The organism is Pseudomonas sp. HMSC076A11 (genome assembly GCF_001810205.1).
In the GTDB taxonomy this organism is placed as follows: domain Bacteria; phylum Pseudomonadota; class Gammaproteobacteria; order Pseudomonadales; family Pseudomonadaceae; genus Pseudomonas; species Pseudomonas aeruginosa.
In genome coordinates, this window is sequence record NZ_KV800299.1 from 95042 (window position 1) to 113031 (window position 17990).

Consider the following 17990-nt stretch of genomic DNA (forward strand, 5'->3'; position numbering starts at 1 on the left):
CGGTGCCGCGACGCGGCGCTTTCGTCCGCGAGGAGGAAATCATGTCCATTGCCGTGATCCAGATGGTCAGCCAGGACGACGTGACGGCCAACCTGGCCGCCGCCCGTCGCCTGCTGGAACAGGCCGCCGAGGGTGGGGCGCGGCTCGCCGTGCTGCCGGAAAACTTCGCCGCCATGGGCCGGCGCGACCTGGCCGAACTGGGGCGCGCCGAGGCGCGGGGGAACGGGCCGATCCTGTCGTGGTTGAATTCCGCCGCTCGCGACCTCAGGTTGTGGATAGTCGCCGGAACGCTGCCGCTGCCGCCGGATGGGCAGCCCGAGGCGAAGGCGAATGCCTGTTCGCTGCTGATCGACGAGCACGGAGAGCGGGTCGCCCGCTACGACAAGCTGCACCTGTTCGATGTGGACGTAGCCGATGCGCGGGGCCGCTATCGTGAATCCGACGACTATGCTTTCGGTCAGAAGATCGTGGTGGCGGATACGCCGGTCGGTCGCCTTGGCCTGACGGTCTGCTACGACCTGCGTTTTCCGGAACTCTATACCGCGCTGCGCGAGGCCGGCGCAGAGCTGATCACGGCGCCGTCGGCGTTCACCGCGGTGACCGGCGCGGCGCACTGGCAGGTGCTGGTCCGCGCCCGCGCCATCGAGACCCAGTGCTACCTACTGGCGGCCGGACAGGGTGGCGTCCACCCACGGGGCCGGGAGACGTTCGGCCATTCGGCCATCGTCGATCCCTGGGGCCGGGTCCTGGCCGAGCGGCCGCAGGGCGAAGCGGTGCTGCTGGCGGCGCGCGACGCCGCAGAACAGGCGGATATCCGCCGGCGCATGCCGGTGGTGGCGCACAGACGATTTTTCCCGCCGGCCGAACCGCGGCCGGCGCGTACGGAGTGAATATGAGCGAGTTGTTGTCATCCGTCAGCCAGCAGTTGCTGGCCCCCGGTGGTCTGGAGCTGGACAGCCTGCCCGGCATTCTTCATGAACTGAACGGCCCGGGCATCGATGCCGCCGACCTGTATTTCCAGAGCCAGGTCTCCGAGTCGTGGATGCTCGAGGACGGCATCGTCAAGGAAGGCAGCTTCAATCTCGACCAGGGCGTCGGGGTACGCGCGCAGTCGGGCGAGAAGACCGGCTTCGCCTATAGCAATGCGATCACCGCCGAGGCGTTGAAACAGGCCGCGGTGGCGGCCCGTTCGATTTCCCGTGCGGGACAGAACGGCAGCGTGCAGGCGTTCAAGGCCGTGGTGCCGGCTCGCCTGTACGCCGGCGAGAACCCGCTGGGCGTGCTCAGCCGTGCCGAGAAGGTCGAGTTGCTGAAGCAGATCGACGCCGCTACCCGTGCGCTCGATCCCCGCATCCAGCAGGTCACGGTGAGCATGGCCGGCGTCTGGGAGCAGATCCTGGTAGCGGCCAGCGACGGTTCGCTGGCCGCCGACATTCGTCCGCTGGTGCGTTTCAACGTCAGCGTGATCGTCGAACAGAACGGCCGACGCGAACGCGGCGGCCACGGCGGCGGCGGTCGCACCGACTATCGCTATTTCCTCCAGGAAGATCGTGCCATGGGCTACGCCCGCGAGGCCCTGCGCCAGGCGCTGGTCAACCTCGAGGCGATTCCCGCGCCGGCCGGCACCCTGCCGGTGGTGATGGGCGCGGGTTGGTCCGGGGTCCTGCTCCACGAAGCGGTCGGCCACGGCCTGGAGGGCGACTTCAACCGCAAGGGCAGCTCCGCCTACAGCGGCCGGATCGGCGAAAAGGTCGCCTCGAGCCTGTGCACCATCGTCGACGACGGCACCCTGGCCGGGCGTCGCGGCTCGCTGAGCGTGGATGACGAAGGCACGCCGAGCAACTGCAACGTGCTGATCGAGAACGGCGTGCTCAAGGGCTACATGCAGGACAAGCTCAACGCCCGCCTGATGGGCGTGGCGCGCACCGGTAACGGCCGCCGCGAGTCCTACGCGCACCTGCCGATGCCACGCATGACCAACACCTACATGCTGGCCGGCGAGAGCGATCCGCAGGAAATCATCGCCTCGGTGGAGAAGGGTATCTACTGCGCCAACCTCGGCGGTGGCCAGGTCGATATCACCAGCGGCAAGTTCGTGTTCTCCACCAGCGAGGCCTACCTGATCGAGAACGGCAGGATCACCACCCCGGTGAAAGGCGCCACCCTGATCGGCAACGGTCCGGAAGCGATGAGCCGGGTATCCATGGTCGGCAACGACCTGGCCCTGGACAGTGGCGTGGGAACCTGCGGGAAGGACGGTCAGTCGGTGCCGGTCGGCGTCGGCCAGCCGACCCTGAAGATCGATGCGATCACCGTCGGCGGCACCGGCGCCTGAGGCATGGCCCGGGCGCCGGCGCGACGAAACCTAGCGCAGGCCGCGCTTGGTTTCGTCCAGTTCGCGGATGTACTTGAACACTTTGCGTGCGGCGGCCGGCGGTTTGTTGTGCGCGGCCTCGTGCTGGGCGTGGCGGACCAGGCCGCGCAGGTGCTGGCGATCGCACTCGGGGAACTCCCCGACGAAGGCGTCGAGCGCTGCGTCGCCGCCGGCGATCAACTGGTCGCGCCAACGTTCGAGGGCATGGAAACGTTCGTTGTACTGGCGGGTGGAGGAGTCCACCTGGTCGATGAGGGCGACGATGGCGTCCACGTCCTGGTCGCGCATCAGTTTGCCGATGTACTGGATATGCCGTTTGCGGGCGATGTGCGCCTTGTGCTTCGGCGCCTCGAGCAGCGCCTTGCGTAGCGGGTCGGTGAGCGGCAGGCGCTCCAGCAACTGCGGTTGCAGGGTGGTCAGGCGCTCGCCGAGGTCCTGCAGGGCATGCAGCTCGCGTTTGATCTGCGACTTGCTCTTCTCTTCGAATTGCGAGTCGTCGTCGTGAAATTCAGCCATGGTGGTGGTCCAGTGGAAAACGCCGCCATGATAACGAGTCAGGGGCCGCTTGTCCGGCCCGGCCGCGTGGGCGGCCACGTCAACAGGAGAGTCAACAGATGAGTCTACATGCCGCGGCAGTCGGTCCCTCCGTGCTTCCGGACCTTCGCGAGCAGGTCGAGCAGATCATCGCCGAGGCCCGCCGCCAGGGCGCCAGTGCCTGCGAAGTGGCGGTGTCGCTGGAGCAGGGCCTGTCCACCAGCGTGCGCCAGGGCGAGGTGGAAACCGTCGAGTTCAACCGTGACCAAGGTTTCGGCATCACCCTCTACGCAGGTCAGCGCAAGGGCTCGGCGAGCACCTCGGCGACCGGCGAGGCGGCCATCCGCGAGACGGTGGCGGCGGCGCTGGCGATCGCCCGCCATACCTCCGAGGACGAATGCGCCGGTCTCGCCGATGCCGCGTTGATGGCCCGCGAGTTGCCCGAGCTGGACCTCTATCATCCATGGAGCCTGAGTCCCGAGCAGGCCGTGGAACGTGCCCTGGCTTGCGAGGCAGCGGCGTTCGCCGCCGACAAGCGGGTGACCAAGGCCGACGGCACCACCCTGAATACCCACCAGGGCTGCCGGGTATACGGTAACAGCCACGGTTTCATCGGTGGTTACGCCAGCACCCGGCACAGCCTCAGCTGCGTGATGATCGCCGAGGGCGAAGGACAGATGCAGCGTGACTATTGGTATGACGTCAACCGCCGTGGCGAGGCCTTGGCCAGCGCCGAGTCGATCGGCCGGCGCGCCGCCGAGCGCGCCGCCAGCCGACTGGGCGCGCGGCCGGTGCAGACCGCCGAAGTGCCGGTGCTGTTCGCTCCGGAAATCGCTGTTGGCCTGTTCGGCCATTTCCTCGGGGCGATCTCAGGCGGCAGCCTGTATCGCAAGTCATCCTTCCTCGAAGGCGCGCTGGGCCAGCGCCTGTTTCCCGAGTGGTTGAGCATCGACGAGCGGCCGCACCTGGTCGGCGCGCTCGGCAGCGCCAGCTTCGATAGCGACGGCCTGGCGACCTACGCCAAGCCATTCGTCGAGAACGGCGAGCTGGTGTCCTATGTCCTGGGCACCTATTCCGGGCGCAAGCTCGGTCTGCCGAGCACGGCCAACGCCGGCGGCGTGCATAACCTGTTCGTCAGCCATGGCGACGAGGACCAGGCCGCTCTCATACGCCGGATGGGGCGTGGCCTGCTGGTCACCGAGTTGATGGGGCAGGGCGTCAACCTGGTGACCGGCGATTATTCCCGCGGCGCCGCCGGCTACTGGGTCGAGAACGGCGAGATCCAGTTCCCGGTCCAGGAAGTCACCATCGCCGCCAACCTGCGCGACCTGTTCCGCCGTATCGTCGCGGTCGGCAAGGACATCGAACGGCGCGGCAACCTGCATACCGGTTCTGTACTGGTCGAGTCGATGATGGTAGCCGGACGCTGAGGCCGGGTTTCCCTCTGTAGAACGCCAGCGCTCGTCGCTGGCGTTTTCGTTTCCGCCTGTTCGATTGTCCCCCTCTATGGGGACCATGCTTGTCTTTTGCCAAGAAGAAAACAATAATCAATCTCATTATCGTCTGGTGAGGTTGCCATGTCCTTCGAGGCGCACGACCCGCAAGCATTGGATCACTGGTACTGGCTGGGCACGCAGATCCGCTGCGCGCTCGATCCCGACGAACCGCGCCTGCTCGACCAGTACCTCGGCGAGGCGCGCTATCTCGCCGGTTGGGAAGGTGTGGCCGCCTGGCCGCTGTTCGAGAAAGCCTACAACCTCCTGCTCGATACCGGTCGCGATCCGATATTGCCCTGGCACTGGCGCAGCCTCTGCCTCGACTACGCCTACCGGCCCCTCTGCGAACTTCAGCGATTGACCACCAACGGCAGCCAGCGGCGACGGCTGCGCCAGCTCTCCGTACGAATGGCCAGGCAGGACCTGGCGCCGTCGATGAGCTTCGATCACCCGCAACAAGGAAACCAAGATGACTGACACCCGCATCGAACGCGACAGCATGGGCGAACTGGCGGTCCCGGCGACCGCCCTCTACGGCGCCCAGACCCAGCGCGCGGTGAACAACTTCCCGGTCAGCGGCCAGCGCATGCCCCAGGCCTTCGTCCGCGCCCTGCTGCTGGCCAAGGCCGCGGCGGCGCGGGCGAACGTCTCCCTGCAGCAACTGGATGCACCGATGGGCGAGGCGATCGCCGAGACCTGCCTGCAGTTGCTGCAGGAGGACTTCATGCAGCATTTCCCGGTGGATGTGTTCCAGACCGGCTCCGGCACCAGTTCCAACATGAACGCCAACGAAGTGGTGGCGACCCTGGCCAGTCGTCGCCTGGGCGGCAAGGTCAATCCGAACGACCATGTGAACTGCGGGCAGAGCAGTAACGACATCATCCCCTCGACCATCCACATCAGTGCCGCCCTCGAGATCAGCGAATGCCTGCTGCCGGCGCTGCGCCACCTGGAGCAGACTATCCAGAGCAAGGCCGGCGAAGTGCATGCCTATGTGAAGACCGGCCGCACCCACCTGATGGATGCGATGCCGGTACGCATGAGCCAGGTGCTCGGTGGCTGGGCGCAGCAGGTGCGACAGGCCGGCGTGCACATCGAGAGCGTACTTCCTGCCTTGCAGCAGTTGGCACAGGGCGGCACCGCGGTGGGCACCGGGATCAACGCCCATCCGCGGTTCGCCGAACGTTTCAGCCAGGAGCTGAACGACCTGACCGGGTTGGCGTTCCGCCCCGGCGACGACTTCTTCGCCCTGATCGGTTCGCAGGACACGGCGGTCGCTGCGTCCGGCCAGTTGAAGACCCTGGCCGTGACCCTGATGAAGCTGGCCAACGACCTGCGCTGGATGAACTCCGGGCCGCTTGCCGGGCTCGGCGAGATCGAGCTGGAAGCGCTGCAACCAGGCTCCTCGATCATGCCCGGCAAGGTCAACCCGGTGATCCCGGAGGCCACCGCGATGGTCGCCGCCCAGGTGATCGGCAATGACGCCGCCATTGCCGTCGCTGGCCAATCGGGCAACTTCGAACTGAACGTGATGCTGCCGCTGGTGGCGGACAACCTGTTGCACAGCATCCAGTTGCTGGCCAACGTCAGCCGGTTGCTGGCGGACAAGGCCATCGCCAGCTTCAAGGTCAACCAGGGCAAGCTCAGCGAGGCGTTGGCGCGCAACCCGATCCTGGTCACTGCGCTGAACCCGATCATCGGCTACCAGAAGGCTGCGGAAATCGCCAAGCAGGCCTATCGCGAGGGACGGCCGATCATCGATGTGGCGCTGGAAAACACTGATCTGGACCGTGCGCGCCTGGAGGTGTTGCTGGATCCGGAAAAACTCACGGCTGGCGGCCTCTGAGGCCGCCCCACCATTGGAGGTACCGCCATGCGTCATTGGCAACGAACGATCGAACAGGGCAACCGCTGTTTCGTCACCGGCGCATTGATCGATGCGCGTGAGCACTACCTCCATGCCCTGGCCCTGGCCCAGGTGCTGCTGGAACGCTGGGGCGACGCCGACGAGGCGGTGATGGCGTTCGTCATTTCCCATCACAACCTGGCCGACTTGCACCTGCAACTGGAGCAACCGGAGGAAACCGCCGAATACCTCTGCGCCTGCCACGAGCGCCTGTTGCGGGTCAGCGCCGACCAGAAGCTGCCGTTGGCCCTGCGCCAGGCGGCCCAGCATCACAGCCGGCGCACCTATGTCGAACTGCTGTCGTTCATCGGCGAACACGGTGCCTATCCGCGCACCGAGCGCCTGCTCAAGGGACCGCCGAACGCGGAGGTCCGACCCGAGTTCCTCGCTCCGCCCCCCTCACTTCGCTATCACTGACGGAGAGTTTCCATGCCCCACGCCTTGCCGCCCTTGCCCTACGCCTACGATGCCCTGGAACCGCACATCGATGCGCTGACCATGGAGATCCACCACAGCAAGCACCACCAGACCTATGTGAACAACCTGAACGCCGCGCTGGAAGGCACGCCCTATGCCGAGCAGCCGGTGGAAAGCCTGCTGCGGCAACTGGCTGGTCTGCCGGAGAAGCTGCGCACCCCGGTTGTCAACAATGGCGGTGGGCATGCCAACCACTCGTTGTTCTGGACCGTGATGTCGCCCCAGGGCGGTGGCCGTCCCGATGGCGACCTGGGGCGGGCCATCGATGAGCAGCTCGGGGGCTTCGAGGCGTTCAAGGATGCGTTCACCAAGGCCGCGCTGACCCGCTTCGGCAGCGGCTGGGCCTGGCTCAGCGTGACTCCCCAGGGCAGCTTGCTGGTGGAGAGCAGCGGCAACCAGGACAGCCCGCTGATGAACGGCAATACGCCGATCCTCGGCCTGGACGTATGGGAGCACGCCTATTACCTGAAGTACCAGAACCGCCGCCCGGAATACATCGGCGCTTTCTACAACGTGATCGACTGGCGGGAGGTCGCGCGTCGCTATGCGCAAGCCCTGGCCTAATGCTACCCGTGATGCGAGATGGCTGGCCGGCAGCCTGGCGGTGCGGCGATGAAGGCGTTGCTCCATGGCATCGCCGAAGGTAACGGGCGGACGCTGCGCAACCTGCTGGGCCTGCTGATCTTCATCGGCGGCGGCTACCTGCTCGGCCGCCACGCGCTGTTGCTGGCCGAACTCAACCTGCCGGCGCCCATCGTGCTGGCGTTGAAAGGCGGCCTGCTCTGCGCCTTCGGTACCGCCCTCGGGGCGATGCCGGTGCTGGTGGTGAAGACCATGCCGGCGCGCCTGTCGGATGCGCTGCTGGGCTTCGGTGCCGGCGTGATGCTCTCGGCGACGGCCTTCTCGCTGATCATGCCGGCGCTATCCGCGGCCGGCGACCTCGGCTACTCGAAGTTCGGCGCGGGGTTCCTGGTCAGTTTCGGCCTGGCGGTCGGCGTGATGGGGCTGTTCATCCTCGGCCGGCTGATGCCGGACGTCCATCCCGGTTGCGAGGGCGCGCCACTGTCCGGTGGCATTCCCCCGCGCATCCTGCTGTTCGTCACGGCCATCGTCCTGCACAACATCCCCGAAGGCATGGCGGTTGGCGTGTCGGCCGGTGCCGGCCTGGACGAGGCCAACGGCCTCGCCCTGGGCATCGCTCTGCAGGATGTACCGGAAGGGCTGGTGGTGGCGCTGGTGCTGGCCGGAGTCGGTATGTCGCGTTTCAAGGCGATGCTGGTCGGTGCCGCGTCGGGCCTGGTCGAGCCGCTGTTCGCGGTGCTCTGCGCCTGGCTGGTCGGCCTCTCCGCGCTGCTCCTGCCCTGGGGGCTGGCCGCCGCGGCGGGAGCGATGCTCTTCGTGGTCACCCACGAGATCATTCCCGAGTCCCACCGCCAGGGACATGCCGCCGAGGCTACGCTGGGCCTGGTGTTCGGCTTCTGCCTGATGATGGTGCTGGATACCGCGCTGGGCTAGGGGACTCATCCGACCCGCGCTGAATTGACGTCGGCCGTAATCGCCGGAAAGGAAAAGCCGCCAGTTGGCGGCTTTTTCGTTGTCGCTGGGAAGAGGCTACTCGCCTTCGTCGAAACGGTTGTTGATCAGTTCGACCAGCGCGTTCAACGCCTCGTCTTCCTGTTCGCCTTCGGTATGCAGGTGCAGGTTGGTGCCCTTGCCGGCAGCCAGCATCATCACGGCCATGATGCTCTTGCCGTCGACGCAGCTTTCAGGATTGCGGCCGACCCGGACCTGGCAAGGGTAGCGCCCCGCGACGCCGACGAACTTGGCCGCCGCGCGGGCGTGCAGACCGAGCTTGTTGATGATGGTGATCTCGAGGGCGGGCATCTTGGGGAGTCTGTCCTTCTTGTTATGGGCTAGCTGCTGAGATCGCGGTGGCGAATCTGCACGTTCTTCAGGGAATCCCTGAGTGCAGCGCCAATCCGCTCGGCGAGGTAGACCGAACGATGGTGCCCGCCGGTACAGCCTATCGCAACTGTTACATATGAGCGGTTACTGGCGGCGAAGCGCGGCAGCCATTTGTTCAGGTAGCCGACGATGTCCTGGTACATTTCCTCGACGTCCGGCTGGGCGGCCAGATACTCGCGGACTTCCGGCTCCAGCCCCGAATGATCGCGCAACTCGGGCTTCCAGTAGGGGTTCGGCAGGCAGCGCACATCGAACACCAGGTCGGCGTCGACTGGCATGCCGCGCTTGAAGCCAAAGGATTCGACGAGGAACGCGGTGCCGGGTTCCGGCTTGTTCAACAGGCGCAGTTTGATGGTGTCGCGCAACTGATAGAGGTTGAGGCTGGTGGTGTCCAGCTTCAGGTCGGCGAGGTCGGCGATCGGTCCGAGCAATTGGCTCTCGTCGCCAATCGCCTCCGCCAGCGAACGGGTGTCGGTGGTCAGCGGGTGGCGCCGGCGGGTTTCCGAGAATCGTTTGAGCAGCGTCTCGTCGTCGGCGTCGAGATATAGCACATCGCAGTTGATGTGGTTGTCCCGCACTTCCTGCAACAGTTCGGGGAAGCGCTGCAACTGGCTGGGCAGGTTGCGGGCGTCGATCGACACCGCCACCTGTGGCTGCAGTAGCTCCGTGTGCAACAGGGCGCGCTGCGCCAGGTCGGGAAGCAGGCTGGCGGGAAGGTTGTCGATGCAATAGAAGCCGTTGTCTTCGAGGACGTTCAGGGCGGTGCTCTTGCCCGAGCCCGAGCGGCCACTGACGATGATCAGGCGCATGTCATTGCCCGTTCTGTACGTCTACCACGATCTGATAAAGCGCTTCGGCAGTGGGAGCGCTGCGCAGGCGGTCGCGTACGTCGGCACGGTCGAGCATGGCGGCGATCTGCCGGAGCAGTTCGAGATGTTCTTCGGTCGCGGCCTCCGGTACCAGCAGGACGAAGAGCAGGTCGACCGGCGCGCCGTCCAGCGCGTCGAAGTCCACGGGAGCATCCAGGTGCAGCACGGCGCTGATGGGGCTCTGGCAGCCAGACAGGCGGCAGTGCGGAATGGCGATGCCATTGCCGAAGCCGGTGGAGCCGAGTTTTTCCCGGGCCACCAGGTTTTCGAAGATGGTCTGGGCGTCGAACTCCGGCAGCTCCCTGGCTACCAGGTTGGCGATTTGTTCGAGTACGCGTTTCTTGCTGCCGCCCGGCACGTTCACGAGGGAACGGCCGGGGGTCAGGATTTGCTCAAGTCGGATCATAGGGGAGGGGAGATCAGCGGGCGCCTACGCCTTGCTGCCGTTCGAGATACTTCTCTTTGTGTTTGATCAGTTGACGGTCGAGTTTGTCGATCAGCAGGTCGATGGCCGCGTACATGTCCTCATGTTCCGCATTGGCTACGATCTCGCCACCGGCGATGCGCAGGGTGGCTTCGATCTTCTGCTTCAGTTTCTCGACCTCCATGATCACCTGAACATTGGTGATCTTGTCGAAATGGCGCTCCAGACGGCTCAGTTTCTCGCCGACATAGTCGCGCAGGGCGTCGGTCACATCCAGTTGATGGCCACTGATGTTGACTTGCATACCGCGTTCTCCTTGTTGCCCGTGTGTAAGTGGCAGGTTAGCAACCTGCCTCCGGAACACCTTGGCGTGGATCAACGTCACACCAGTCGCTTGCGCTCGCTCGAAGGGGCTATGCCCAGGGATTCGCGGTATTTGGCGACGGTGCGGCGAGCCACTTGAATGCCCTGTGCCTCCAGTAAACCAGCGATCTTGCTGTCGCTCAATGGCTTTTTCGCATTTTCCGCGGCCACCAGTTTCTTGATGATCGCGCGGATCGCGGTGGACGAGCATTCCCCGCCTTCGGCGGTACTGACGTGACTTGAAAAGAAATATTTCAGCTCGAAAATGCCGCGCGGCGTATGCATGTATTTCTGCGTGGTGACCCGCGAAATGGTCGATTCGTGCATGCCCACCGCTTCGGCGATGTCGTGCAGGACCAGCGGCTTCATGGCTTCTTCGCCGTAGTCGAGGAAACCGCGCTGGTGCTCGACGATCTGGGTGGCGACCTTCATCAGCGTTTCGTTGCGGCTCTGCAGGCTCTTGATGAACCAGCGGGCTTCCTGCAACTGGTTGCGCATGAAGGTATTGTCGGCGCTGCTGTCGGCGCGGCGGACCATGCCGGCGTAGGTGGCGTTGACGCGCAGGCGTGGCATCGCCTCCTGGTTCAGCTCGACCAGCCAGCGCTCGTTGTCCTTGCGCACGATGACGTCGGGGACGATGTATTCGGCTTCGCTCGATTCGATCTGCGAACCGGGCCGGGGATGCAGGCACTGGATCAGCTCGATGACCTGGCGCAGTTCGTCTTCCTTGAGCTTCATGCGCCGCATCAATTGGCTGTAGTCGCGGCCGCCGAGCAGGTCGAGGTAGTCGGATACCAGGCGCAGCGCTTCGTTCAGCCAGGGCGTGGTGGACGGCAACTGGCGCAGTTGCAGCAGCAGGCACTCGCGCAGGTTGCGGGCGCCGATGCCGGCGGGTTCCAGTTGCTGGATGCGGCGCAGCACGACTTCCACTTCGTCGAGCTCGACGTCCAGTTCCGGATCGATGGCGGCGAGGATTTCCTCGAGGGACTCTTCGAGGTAGCCATCGTTGTTGATGCTATCGATGATGGTCACCGCGATCATCCGATCGGTGTCCGACATCGGTGCCAGGTTGACCTGCCAGAGCAGGTGGCTGTGCAGGCTCTCGCCGCTGCTGGTGCGCGCGGTGAAGTCCCATTCGTCATCGTCGTTGCTGGGCAGGCTGCTGGCGCTGGTCTGGTAGATGTCTTCCCAGGCGGTATCCACCGGCAACTCGCTGGGTATGCGTTCGCTCCACTGGTCGTCGTCGAGGCTTTCGACGCTGGGCGTGGCGCTTTCCTGGAGAGGGCTCTCCTGGGGCGCGCTGGCCGCCTGTTCGGCGCCATCGGCGAGAGGGTCGCTGTTGTCGAAATCGTCGCCGTCTTCCTGGCGTTCGAGCATGGGATTGGATTCCAGCGCTTCCTGGATTTCCTGCTGGAGGTCCAGGGTGGATAGCTGGAGGAGGCGTATGGCCTGTTGCAGCTGCGGCGTCATCGTCAGCTGCTGGCCCATCTTGAGGACTAGCGATGGTTTCATGGCTGAGGGCTTAGTACCTTATTCGCTGGTACCGGATGGCACCATCCACTACTACGGGTGCCGAGGTGGCGGCACCGCCAGGAAGCAAATTATATGCCTGAATTTTCGTACTTTGCCTAGGGTTGCTCTGAATAAATCATCCGCTCCAGGCGGCACTCGTGGTTGCGAAACCGCGGGCGAGCGGAACCGCTCCGGCGAGGCCGGAGGGCGCGCTAGGAGATTTCTTCAGAGGCGGAACTCGTGCCCCAGGTAGACTTCCTTGACCAGGTCGTTGGCGAGGATGCTCTCGGCATCCCCTTCCGCGATCAACTGCCCATCATTGACGATATACGCCGTTTCACAGATGTCCAGGGTCTCGCGGACGTTGTGGTCGGTGATGAGGATGCCGATACCCTTCGCCTTGAGGTGATGGATGATCTGCTTGATGTCGCCGACCGAGATCGGGTCCACGCCGGCGAAGGGCTCGTCGAGGAGGATGAATTTCGGCGCGCTGGCCAGGGCGCGGGCGATTTCCACCCGGCGTCGTTCGCCGCCGGACAGGCTCATGCCGAGGTTGTCGCGGATGTGGTGGATGTGGAATTCCTGCAGCAGGCCTTCCAGGGCTTCCTTGCGACCGTTGCGATCGAGGTCGCTGCGGGTCTCGAGGATCGCCATGATGTTGTCGGATACCGACAGCTTGCGGAAGATCGAGGCTTCCTGCGGCAGGTAGCCGATGCCGGCCCGGGCGCGCCCGTGCATCGGCAGGTGGGTGACGTTCTGCTCGTCGATGCGGACCACGCCCTGGTCGGCCTGGACCAGGCCGACGATCATGTAGAAGCAGGTGGTCTTGCCGGCACCGTTCGGACCGAGCAGGCCGACGATCTGCCCGCTATCGATGGACATGCTGACGTCGCGGACGACTTGCCGGCCTTTATAGCTTTTGGCCAGGTGCTGGGCTTTGAGCGTTGCCATTACTGGGCCTTTTTCTTCGGCTGGATGACCATGTCGATGCGCGGGCGCGGGCTGGTCACCTGGGAGCCGGTGGCACGACCCGCGTTGACGATCTGGCGCTGGGTGTCGTAGACGATCTTCTCGCCTTCGAAGGTGTTGCCTTCCTGGATCACCTTGGCCTGGTCGATCAGCACGACCCGGTTCTGCGTGACGAAGTACTGGATGGTCAGGCCATAGGCCTTGGTCACGTCCTTGTCCGGAGCGGGTTTCTGCTCGTAGTAGGCAGGTTTGCCGACCGAGGTCACGACCTCGATGTCGCCGTTCTTGTCCTGCTTCAGGGTCACGGTGTTGCCGGTCAGCTTGGTGCTGTCCTGGGTCACCACGACGTCGCCGCGGTAGACCGCGACGCCCTGCTTGTCGTCCAGTTCGGCGCTGTCGGCCTGGACGCGGATCGGTTGTTCGCGGTCCGAAGGCAGGGCCAAGGCCATGGAGCTGCCGAGGGCGGCAGTCAGACCGAAAATAAGGGGGAGGGTATTAACGAACCTCATGCTGACCTCTTACGTTGGACAGCAGGTGCATCCGGCTGTCTTTCAGATACGCTTTCATTCCAACAGCCGTCGTCACTCCATTGGCCGCGTCGATTTTAACGGCTTGCTCGGTCTGTGCATAATTCTTGTCGGGGAATACGGTCAGCCGAGTGGTGGTCAGGATGCTTGGTTGGCCCTTGGCATCGGTACGTGCGACGCGCACGTCGTCGATGAGTTCGACCTCCTTGCCTTTCGGTCCGACTTCGGCGCGGGCGCTCTGGATGTGCCAGGGTTGCACGTTGCCACGGAAGAGCAGCAGGTCGGGGGTGGTGACGAAAGTGATGTCCGTGGCTTTCTGGTGCTCCAGCTTCACCGCGGTCATCTCGTAGTCGAGGCTGCCGTCCTCCTGGTACTGGAGGCTATGGGCATTCTCGGCATAGTAGTCGATGGTATTGTCCTGGCCGGGACGGGTCGGCTGTTCGTTGAACAGCTCGAGCCCGACGTTCCAGTAGTAGCCCGCGACGATCAGCAACAGGGCGATCAGGGCGAGCAGCAGTTTCTGGCGTAGTGTCTTCGGCATGGTCGGCTCTACAGATAGGCGCCCTGGGCGGCTTCGAGCGTACCCTGGGCGCGCATGATCAGTTCGCAGAACTCGCGGGCGGCGCCTTCGCCGCCGCGGGCCGCGGTGACGCCATGGGCATGCTGGCGCACGAACGGGTCGGCACTGGCTACCGCCATGCCCAGGCCGACGCGGCGGATCACCGGCAGATCGGGCAGGTCGTCGCCAAGGTAGGCGACTTGCTCATAGCCTAGTCCGAGTTCGCCGAGAAGTTCGTCGAGGACGGCGAGCTTGTCTTCCCGGCCCTGATAGAGATGCTGGATGCCCAGGTTGCGCGCGCGCCGTTCGACCACCGGAGTGTCGCGGCCGGTGATGATGGCGGTGCGCACGCCGGAGGCGATGAGCATCTTGATGCCATGTCCGTCCAGGGTGTTGAAGGTCTTGAACTCGCTGCCGTCGACGAGGAAATACAGCTTGCCGTCGGTCAGCACGCCGTCGACGTCGAAGATCGCCAGGCGTATCCGGCTGGCCCGGACCGGGAGTTCCGCGGCCGAATGGGTATCGCTCATTACATCACTCCTGCGCGCAACAGGTCGTGCATGTTCAGGGCGCCGATCGGACGGTCGTCCGCGTCGACCACCACCAGGGCGCCGATCTTGTTGTCTTCCATGATCTTCAGGGCTTCCGCGGCGAGGATCTCGGCGCGGACGGTCTTGCCGTGGACGGTCATCACCTGGTCGATGGTGACCTGGCGGACGTCGATGCCCCGATCCAGGGCGCGACGCAGGTCGCCATCGGTGAAAATGCCGACAAGCTTGCCATGTTCGTCGAGCACTACGGTCATGCCCAGGCCCTTGCGGGTCATTTCCATCAGCGCGCCGGTCAGCGAGGTGCCGAGCAGCACCTGCGGCAGCCCTTCGCCAACGTGCATGACGTCTTCCACCTTCAGCAGCAGTCGGCGGCCCAGCGCACCGCCCGGGTGCGAGAAGGCGAAGTCTTCCGCGGTAAAGCCGCGGGCTTCGAGCAGGGCGATCGCCAGGGCGTCGCCGAGGACCAGGGTTACGGTGGTGGAGGAGGTCGGGGCCAGGTTCAGTGGGCAGGCTTCCTGGCCGACACTGGCGTCCAGGTTCACTTCCGCAGCCTTGGCCAGGGGCGACTCGGGGTTACCGGTCATGCTGATCAGGGTGATGCCCAGGCGCTTGATCAGAGGCAACAGGGTGACGATTTCGGCAGTCGAGCCGGAGTTGGACAGGGCGAGGACCACGTCGTCCTTGGTGATCATGCCCATGTCGCCATGGCTGGCCTCGGCCGGATGCACGAAGAAGGAGGGGGTGCCGGTGCTGGCCAGGGTAGCGGCGATCTTCTTGCCGATGTGACCGGACTTGCCCATGCCGACGACGACGACCCGGCCCTTGCCGGCCAGCAGCAGTTCGCAGGCCTTGACGAAATCGTCGCCAATCCGCGCCAGCAGGCTGTTTACCGCGTCGCGCTCGAGGCCGATGGTGCGCTGGGCGGAATGGATGAAATCGAGGTTCTGGCTCATGTTCAACGAATGTGGCGCCTGGATTAAAGGCGGGATTATAACGGGAAAGCGTGCCCCGCTTACACCAGCCATGCTGTGAAGTCGGTCCGCATCCCCCGCGGCGCAATGTTGTATGGACTGCAATGCTCTGTTACGCCGCCGTTATCTGCACTCCGCGCTATGACTGCATAAATGTCGATATATTCGACGTCGACGCGATTTTTTTCTGTCCGTAGTGAACCTGAAGTGTGCGATATGTCCTAAAGGGCTGAGAGAACGCTCCGAACAAGCTGAATCCAAGCTGAACGGCACGGTGCCAGGCCTTGGGCCAGAACCCGCCGCAGTGCTATAGTCCGCGCCCATTCGACCCCTCCGGGATGCGTGCCTTTGCAACGGGGCAAGGCGTCCAGCATGGACGGGTCGCATCGCAAGGAGTCCTGATGAGCACCGATAGTGCCTACGCGGTCGAGTTGAAGGGCCTGACCTTCAAGCGCGGATCGCGGGCGATTTTCGACAACATCGATGTGCGTATCCCGCGCGGAAAGGTGACCGGCATCATGGGCCCGTCCGGTTGCGGCAAGACCACGTTGCTGCGGCTGATCGCCTCCCAGTTGCGTCCTTCGAAGGGGGAGGTCTGGGTCAACGGGCAGAACCTGCCGCAGCTTTCGCGCGGCGACCTGTTCGACATGCGCAAGCAGTTCGGCGTGCTGTTCCAGAGCGGGGCGCTGTTCACCGATCTCGACGTCTTCGAGAACGTCGCATTTCCGCTGCGCGTGCATACCCAACTGCCGGAAGAGATGATCCGCGACATCGTCCTGATGAAGCTTCAGGCCGTCGGCCTGCGCGGCGCCGTGGAACTGATGCCGGACGAGCTTTCCGGCGGCATGAAGCGCCGCGTCGCCCTGGCCCGGGCGATCGCCCTGGACCCGCAGATCCTGCTCTACGACGAGCCGTTCGTGGGGCAGGATCCGATCGCCATGGGCGTCCTGGTGCGCCTGATCCGCCTGCTCAACGATGCCCTCGGCATCACCAGCATCGTGGTTTCCCATGACCTGGCCGAGACCGCCAGCATCGCCGACTACATCTATATCGTCGGCGACGGCCGGGTACTTGGCCACGGGACGCCGGACGTCCTCAAGGAAACCGACGATCCTCGTATCCGCCAGTTCGTCAAGGGAATCCCGGATGGTCCCGTTCCGTTCCATTATCCGGCCCGCGACTACCGGGCCGACCTGCTGGGAGAGCGCTGATGCGTAGAGTCTCTCCCCTCGAACGTATCCGCCTGTTCGGCCGCGCCGGCCTGGACGTGGTCGCCGCGCTCGGCCGCTCGACCCTGTTCCTCGGCCACGCCCTGCTCGGCCGGCGCACGCCAGGCACCGGTTTGCACCTGCTGGTGAAGCAACTCTACTCGGTAGGCGTGCTGTCGCTGGCGATCATCGTCGTCTCGGGCCTGTTCATTGGCATGGTGCTGGCCCTGCAGGGCTACAACATCCTGATTTCCTATGGTTCCGAGCAGGCGGTCGGGCAGATGGTGGCCCTGACCCTGCTGCGCGAACTGGGGCCGGTGGTGACCGGCCTGCTGTTCGCCGGCCGTGCCGGCTCTGCGCTTACCGCGGAAATCGGCAACATGAAGGCCACCGAACAGCTTTCCAGCCTGGAAATGATCGGTGTCGACCCGCTCAAGTACATCGTCGCGCCGCGCCTGTGGGCCGGTTTCATCTCCATGCCGCTGCTCGCCGCGATCTTCAGCGTGGTCGGCATCTGGGGCGGGGCGATGGTCGCGGTCGACTGGCTGGGCGTATACGAGGGGTCGTTCTGGGCGAACATGCAGAACAGCGTGCAGTTCACCGAGGATGTGCTCAACGGCGTGATCAAAAGTATCGTATTCGCCTTCGTGGTGACCTGGATCGCGGTCTACCAAGGCTACGACTGCGAGCCGACCTCGGAAGGAATCAGCCGGGCGACGACCCGGACCGTGGTCTATGCCTCCCTGGCGGTGCTGGGGCTCGACTTCATTCTGACTGCTTTGATGTTTGGAGATTTCTGAATGCAAACCCGCACCCTGGAAATCGGTGTCGGCCTGTTCCTCCTGGCCGGCCTGCTGGCCCTGTTGCTGCTGGCCCTGCGGGTCAGCGGCCTGAGCGTGGGCAACGCCGGCGATACCTACAAGGTCTACGCCTACTTCGACAACATCGCCGGTGTTACCGTGCGCGGCAAGGTCACCCTGGCCGGCGTGACGATCGGCAAGGTGACGGCGGTCGACCTGGATCGCGACAGCTACACTGGTCGCGTGACCATGGAGATCAACCAGAACGTGAACAACCTGCCGGTCGATTCCACGGCGTCGATCCTGACCGCCGGCCTGCTGGGCGAGAAATACATCGGCATCAGCGTCGGCGGCGACGAGGACGTTCTGAAGGACGGCAGCACCATCCACGACACCCAGTCGGCGCTGGTGCTGGAAGACCTGATCGGCAAGTTCCTGCTGAACTCGGTTAACAAAGACGAAGCCAAAAAGTGAGGTTTTCTTCC

The 17990-nt window shown here is 64.6% G+C and carries 22 protein-coding genes; 11 read left to right on the top strand and 11 right to left on the bottom strand.

Translation table 11 applies throughout. The features are described from left to right. Positions 1-41: 41 nt before the first annotated feature. Positions 42-890, top strand: a complete 849-nt coding sequence (locus HMPREF2716_RS12725) for a carbon-nitrogen hydrolase family protein (protein WP_003141315.1) — start codon at positions 42-44, stop codon at positions 888-890. Positions 891-892: 2 nt separating this feature from the next. After that, the gene (gene tldD / locus HMPREF2716_RS12730; protein WP_023518073.1) at positions 893-2335 is read left to right on the top strand and encodes a metalloprotease TldD; all 1443 of its coding nucleotides are present in this window, start codon (positions 893-895) and stop codon (positions 2333-2335) included. A gap of 30 nt (positions 2336-2365) precedes the next feature. Here the strand turns inward: tldD and yjgA are convergent, their stop codons facing one another. Then, entirely contained in the window at positions 2366-2890 is a 525-nt protein-coding gene (gene yjgA, locus HMPREF2716_RS12735; protein ID WP_003094378.1) for a ribosome biogenesis factor YjgA, read from the bottom strand. 98 nt (positions 2891-2988) lie between these two features. Here yjgA and pmbA point away from each other — a divergent pair, with 98 nt between their 5' ends. The 6 genes from pmbA to HMPREF2716_RS12765 all read left to right on the top strand — a co-directional run bounded on the left by pmbA (position 2989) and on the right by HMPREF2716_RS12765 (position 8302). Next, on the top strand, positions 2989-4338 hold the full coding sequence (gene pmbA / locus HMPREF2716_RS12740; protein WP_003110024.1) for a metalloprotease PmbA: 1350 nt from the start codon (positions 2989-2991) through the stop codon (positions 4336-4338). Positions 4339-4485: 147 nt separating this feature from the next. Beyond that, positions 4486-4881 carry a hypothetical protein gene (locus HMPREF2716_RS12745; RefSeq protein WP_003094374.1) on the top strand — a complete coding sequence of 132 codons (396 nt, stop codon included), beginning with the start codon at positions 4486-4488 and terminating at the stop codon, positions 4879-4881. Then, complete coding sequence (fumC, locus tag HMPREF2716_RS12750; protein WP_003116218.1) at positions 4874-6250, top strand: class II fumarate hydratase FumC; 1377 nt, start codon at positions 4874-4876, stop codon at positions 6248-6250. Before HMPREF2716_RS12745 ends, fumC begins: the two co-directional genes overlap by 8 nt. Before the next feature lie 27 nt (positions 6251-6277). Continuing rightward, positions 6278-6727, top strand: a complete 450-nt coding sequence (locus HMPREF2716_RS12755; protein ID WP_003094369.1) for a hypothetical protein — start codon at positions 6278-6280, stop codon at positions 6725-6727. A 12-nt stretch (positions 6728-6739) separates the two neighbouring features. Next, the gene (locus HMPREF2716_RS12760) at positions 6740-7351 is read left to right on the top strand and encodes a superoxide dismutase (protein WP_003098862.1); all 612 of its coding nucleotides are present in this window, start codon (positions 6740-6742) and stop codon (positions 7349-7351) included. 18 nt (positions 7352-7369) lie between these two features. Further along, positions 7370-8302 (top strand): ZIP family metal transporter, encoded by a 933-nt coding sequence (locus HMPREF2716_RS12765; RefSeq protein ID WP_003120918.1) that lies wholly within the window; start codon positions 7370-7372, stop codon positions 8300-8302. 96 nt (positions 8303-8398) lie between these two features. On the opposite strand, the gene HMPREF2716_RS12770 is transcribed toward HMPREF2716_RS12765, so the two are convergent. The 10 genes from HMPREF2716_RS12770 to kdsD form a co-directional block, all read right to left on the bottom strand. Beyond that, entirely contained in the window at positions 8399-8671 is a 273-nt protein-coding gene (locus tag HMPREF2716_RS12770) for an HPr family phosphocarrier protein (RefSeq protein WP_003094362.1), read from the bottom strand. A 29-nt stretch (positions 8672-8700) separates the two neighbouring features. Beyond that, complete coding sequence (gene rapZ, locus HMPREF2716_RS12775; RefSeq protein ID WP_003094361.1) at positions 8701-9561, bottom strand: RNase adapter RapZ; 861 nt, start codon at positions 9559-9561, stop codon at positions 8701-8703. 1 nt (position 9562) lies between these two features. Next, positions 9563-10027, bottom strand: a complete 465-nt coding sequence (ptsN, locus tag HMPREF2716_RS12780; protein WP_003098853.1) for a PTS IIA-like nitrogen regulatory protein PtsN — start codon at positions 10025-10027, stop codon at positions 9563-9565. Positions 10028-10040: 13 nt separating this feature from the next. Then, positions 10041-10349 (bottom strand): ribosome hibernation-promoting factor, HPF/YfiA family, encoded by a 309-nt coding sequence (gene hpf, locus HMPREF2716_RS12785; protein ID WP_003094359.1) that lies wholly within the window; start codon positions 10347-10349, stop codon positions 10041-10043. A gap of 77 nt (positions 10350-10426) precedes the next feature. After that, positions 10427-11920: an RNA polymerase factor sigma-54 gene (locus tag HMPREF2716_RS12790; RefSeq protein ID WP_003094357.1), complete on the bottom strand. Its 1494-nt coding sequence runs from the start codon at positions 11918-11920 to the stop codon at positions 10427-10429. 225 nt (positions 11921-12145) lie between these two features. Next, positions 12146-12871, bottom strand: a complete 726-nt coding sequence (gene lptB / locus HMPREF2716_RS12795) for an LPS export ABC transporter ATP-binding protein (protein ID WP_003094355.1) — start codon at positions 12869-12871, stop codon at positions 12146-12148. Further along, positions 12871-13398 carry a lipopolysaccharide transport periplasmic protein LptA gene (gene lptA / locus HMPREF2716_RS12800; RefSeq protein ID WP_070621906.1) on the bottom strand — a complete coding sequence of 176 codons (528 nt, stop codon included), beginning with the start codon at positions 13396-13398 and terminating at the stop codon, positions 12871-12873. Before lptA ends, lptB begins: the two co-directional genes overlap by 1 nt. Further along, the gene (lptC, locus tag HMPREF2716_RS12805; RefSeq protein WP_003094353.1) at positions 13385-13957 is read right to left on the bottom strand and encodes an LPS export ABC transporter periplasmic protein LptC; all 573 of its coding nucleotides are present in this window, start codon (positions 13955-13957) and stop codon (positions 13385-13387) included. The genes lptA and lptC overlap by 14 nt, the downstream gene beginning before the upstream one ends. Before the next feature lie 8 nt (positions 13958-13965). Then, positions 13966-14505, bottom strand: a complete 540-nt coding sequence (locus HMPREF2716_RS12810) for a KdsC family phosphatase (RefSeq protein ID WP_003098849.1) — start codon at positions 14503-14505, stop codon at positions 13966-13968. Then, the gene (kdsD, locus tag HMPREF2716_RS12815) at positions 14505-15485 is read right to left on the bottom strand and encodes an arabinose-5-phosphate isomerase KdsD (protein ID WP_023518072.1); all 981 of its coding nucleotides are present in this window, start codon (positions 15483-15485) and stop codon (positions 14505-14507) included. Before kdsD ends, HMPREF2716_RS12810 begins: the two co-directional genes overlap by 1 nt. A 413-nt stretch (positions 15486-15898) precedes the next feature. Here kdsD and HMPREF2716_RS12820 point away from each other — a divergent pair, with 413 nt between their 5' ends. The 3 genes from HMPREF2716_RS12820 to mlaD are packed head-to-tail and all read left to right on the top strand — an operon-like array spanning position 15899 to position 17979. Further along, positions 15899-16708: an ATP-binding cassette domain-containing protein gene (locus HMPREF2716_RS12820; RefSeq protein ID WP_003094343.1), complete on the top strand. Its 810-nt coding sequence runs from the start codon at positions 15899-15901 to the stop codon at positions 16706-16708. Further along, positions 16708-17505 carry a lipid asymmetry maintenance ABC transporter permease subunit MlaE gene (gene mlaE, locus HMPREF2716_RS12825; protein WP_003094341.1) on the top strand — a complete coding sequence of 266 codons (798 nt, stop codon included), beginning with the start codon at positions 16708-16710 and terminating at the stop codon, positions 17503-17505. The genes HMPREF2716_RS12820 and mlaE overlap by 1 nt, the downstream gene beginning before the upstream one ends. After that, positions 17506-17979: an outer membrane lipid asymmetry maintenance protein MlaD gene (mlaD, locus tag HMPREF2716_RS12830; RefSeq protein ID WP_003094339.1), complete on the top strand. Its 474-nt coding sequence runs from the start codon at positions 17506-17508 to the stop codon at positions 17977-17979. The last annotated feature ends 11 nt before the right edge of the window (positions 17980-17990 follow it).

Excerpts from the sequence above, each read along its gene's own strand:
- HMPREF2716_RS12725 (WP_003141315.1), top strand. The coding sequence starts at position 42 with ATGTCCATTGCCGTGATCCAGATGGTCAGCCAGGACGACGTGACGGCC.
- tldD (WP_023518073.1), top strand. The coding sequence starts at position 893 with ATGAGCGAGTTGTTGTCATCCGTCAGCCAGCAGTTGCTGGCCCCCGGT.
- yjgA (WP_003094378.1), bottom strand. The coding sequence starts at position 2,890 with ATGGCTGAATTTCACGACGACGACTCGCAATTCGAAGAGAAGAGCAAG.
- pmbA (WP_003110024.1), top strand. The coding sequence starts at position 2,989 with ATGAGTCTACATGCCGCGGCAGTCGGTCCCTCCGTGCTTCCGGACCTT.
- HMPREF2716_RS12745 (WP_003094374.1), top strand. The coding sequence starts at position 4,486 with ATGTCCTTCGAGGCGCACGACCCGCAAGCATTGGATCACTGGTACTGG.
- fumC (WP_003116218.1), top strand. The coding sequence starts at position 4,874 with ATGACTGACACCCGCATCGAACGCGACAGCATGGGCGAACTGGCGGTC.
- HMPREF2716_RS12755 (WP_003094369.1), top strand. The coding sequence starts at position 6,278 with ATGCGTCATTGGCAACGAACGATCGAACAGGGCAACCGCTGTTTCGTC.
- HMPREF2716_RS12760 (WP_003098862.1), top strand. The coding sequence starts at position 6,740 with ATGCCCCACGCCTTGCCGCCCTTGCCCTACGCCTACGATGCCCTGGAA.
- HMPREF2716_RS12765 (WP_003120918.1), top strand. The coding sequence starts at position 7,370 with ATGGCTGGCCGGCAGCCTGGCGGTGCGGCGATGAAGGCGTTGCTCCAT.
- HMPREF2716_RS12770 (WP_003094362.1), bottom strand. The coding sequence starts at position 8,671 with ATGCCCGCCCTCGAGATCACCATCATCAACAAGCTCGGTCTGCACGCC.
- rapZ (WP_003094361.1), bottom strand. The coding sequence starts at position 9,561 with ATGCGCCTGATCATCGTCAGTGGCCGCTCGGGCTCGGGCAAGAGCACC.
- ptsN (WP_003098853.1), bottom strand. The coding sequence starts at position 10,027 with ATGATCCGACTTGAGCAAATCCTGACCCCCGGCCGTTCCCTCGTGAAC.
- hpf (WP_003094359.1), bottom strand. The coding sequence starts at position 10,349 with ATGCAAGTCAACATCAGTGGCCATCAACTGGATGTGACCGACGCCCTG.
- HMPREF2716_RS12790 (WP_003094357.1), bottom strand. The coding sequence starts at position 11,920 with ATGAAACCATCGCTAGTCCTCAAGATGGGCCAGCAGCTGACGATGACG.
- lptB (WP_003094355.1), bottom strand. The coding sequence starts at position 12,871 with ATGGCAACGCTCAAAGCCCAGCACCTGGCCAAAAGCTATAAAGGCCGG.
- lptA (WP_070621906.1), bottom strand. The coding sequence starts at position 13,398 with ATGAGGTTCGTTAATACCCTCCCCCTTATTTTCGGTCTGACTGCCGCC.
- lptC (WP_003094353.1), bottom strand. The coding sequence starts at position 13,957 with ATGCCGAAGACACTACGCCAGAAACTGCTGCTCGCCCTGATCGCCCTG.
- HMPREF2716_RS12810 (WP_003098849.1), bottom strand. The coding sequence starts at position 14,505 with ATGAGCGATACCCATTCGGCCGCGGAACTCCCGGTCCGGGCCAGCCGG.
- HMPREF2716_RS12820 (WP_003094343.1), top strand. The coding sequence starts at position 15,899 with ATGAGCACCGATAGTGCCTACGCGGTCGAGTTGAAGGGCCTGACCTTC.
- mlaE (WP_003094341.1), top strand. The coding sequence starts at position 16,708 with ATGCGTAGAGTCTCTCCCCTCGAACGTATCCGCCTGTTCGGCCGCGCC.
- mlaD (WP_003094339.1), top strand. The coding sequence starts at position 17,506 with ATGCAAACCCGCACCCTGGAAATCGGTGTCGGCCTGTTCCTCCTGGCC.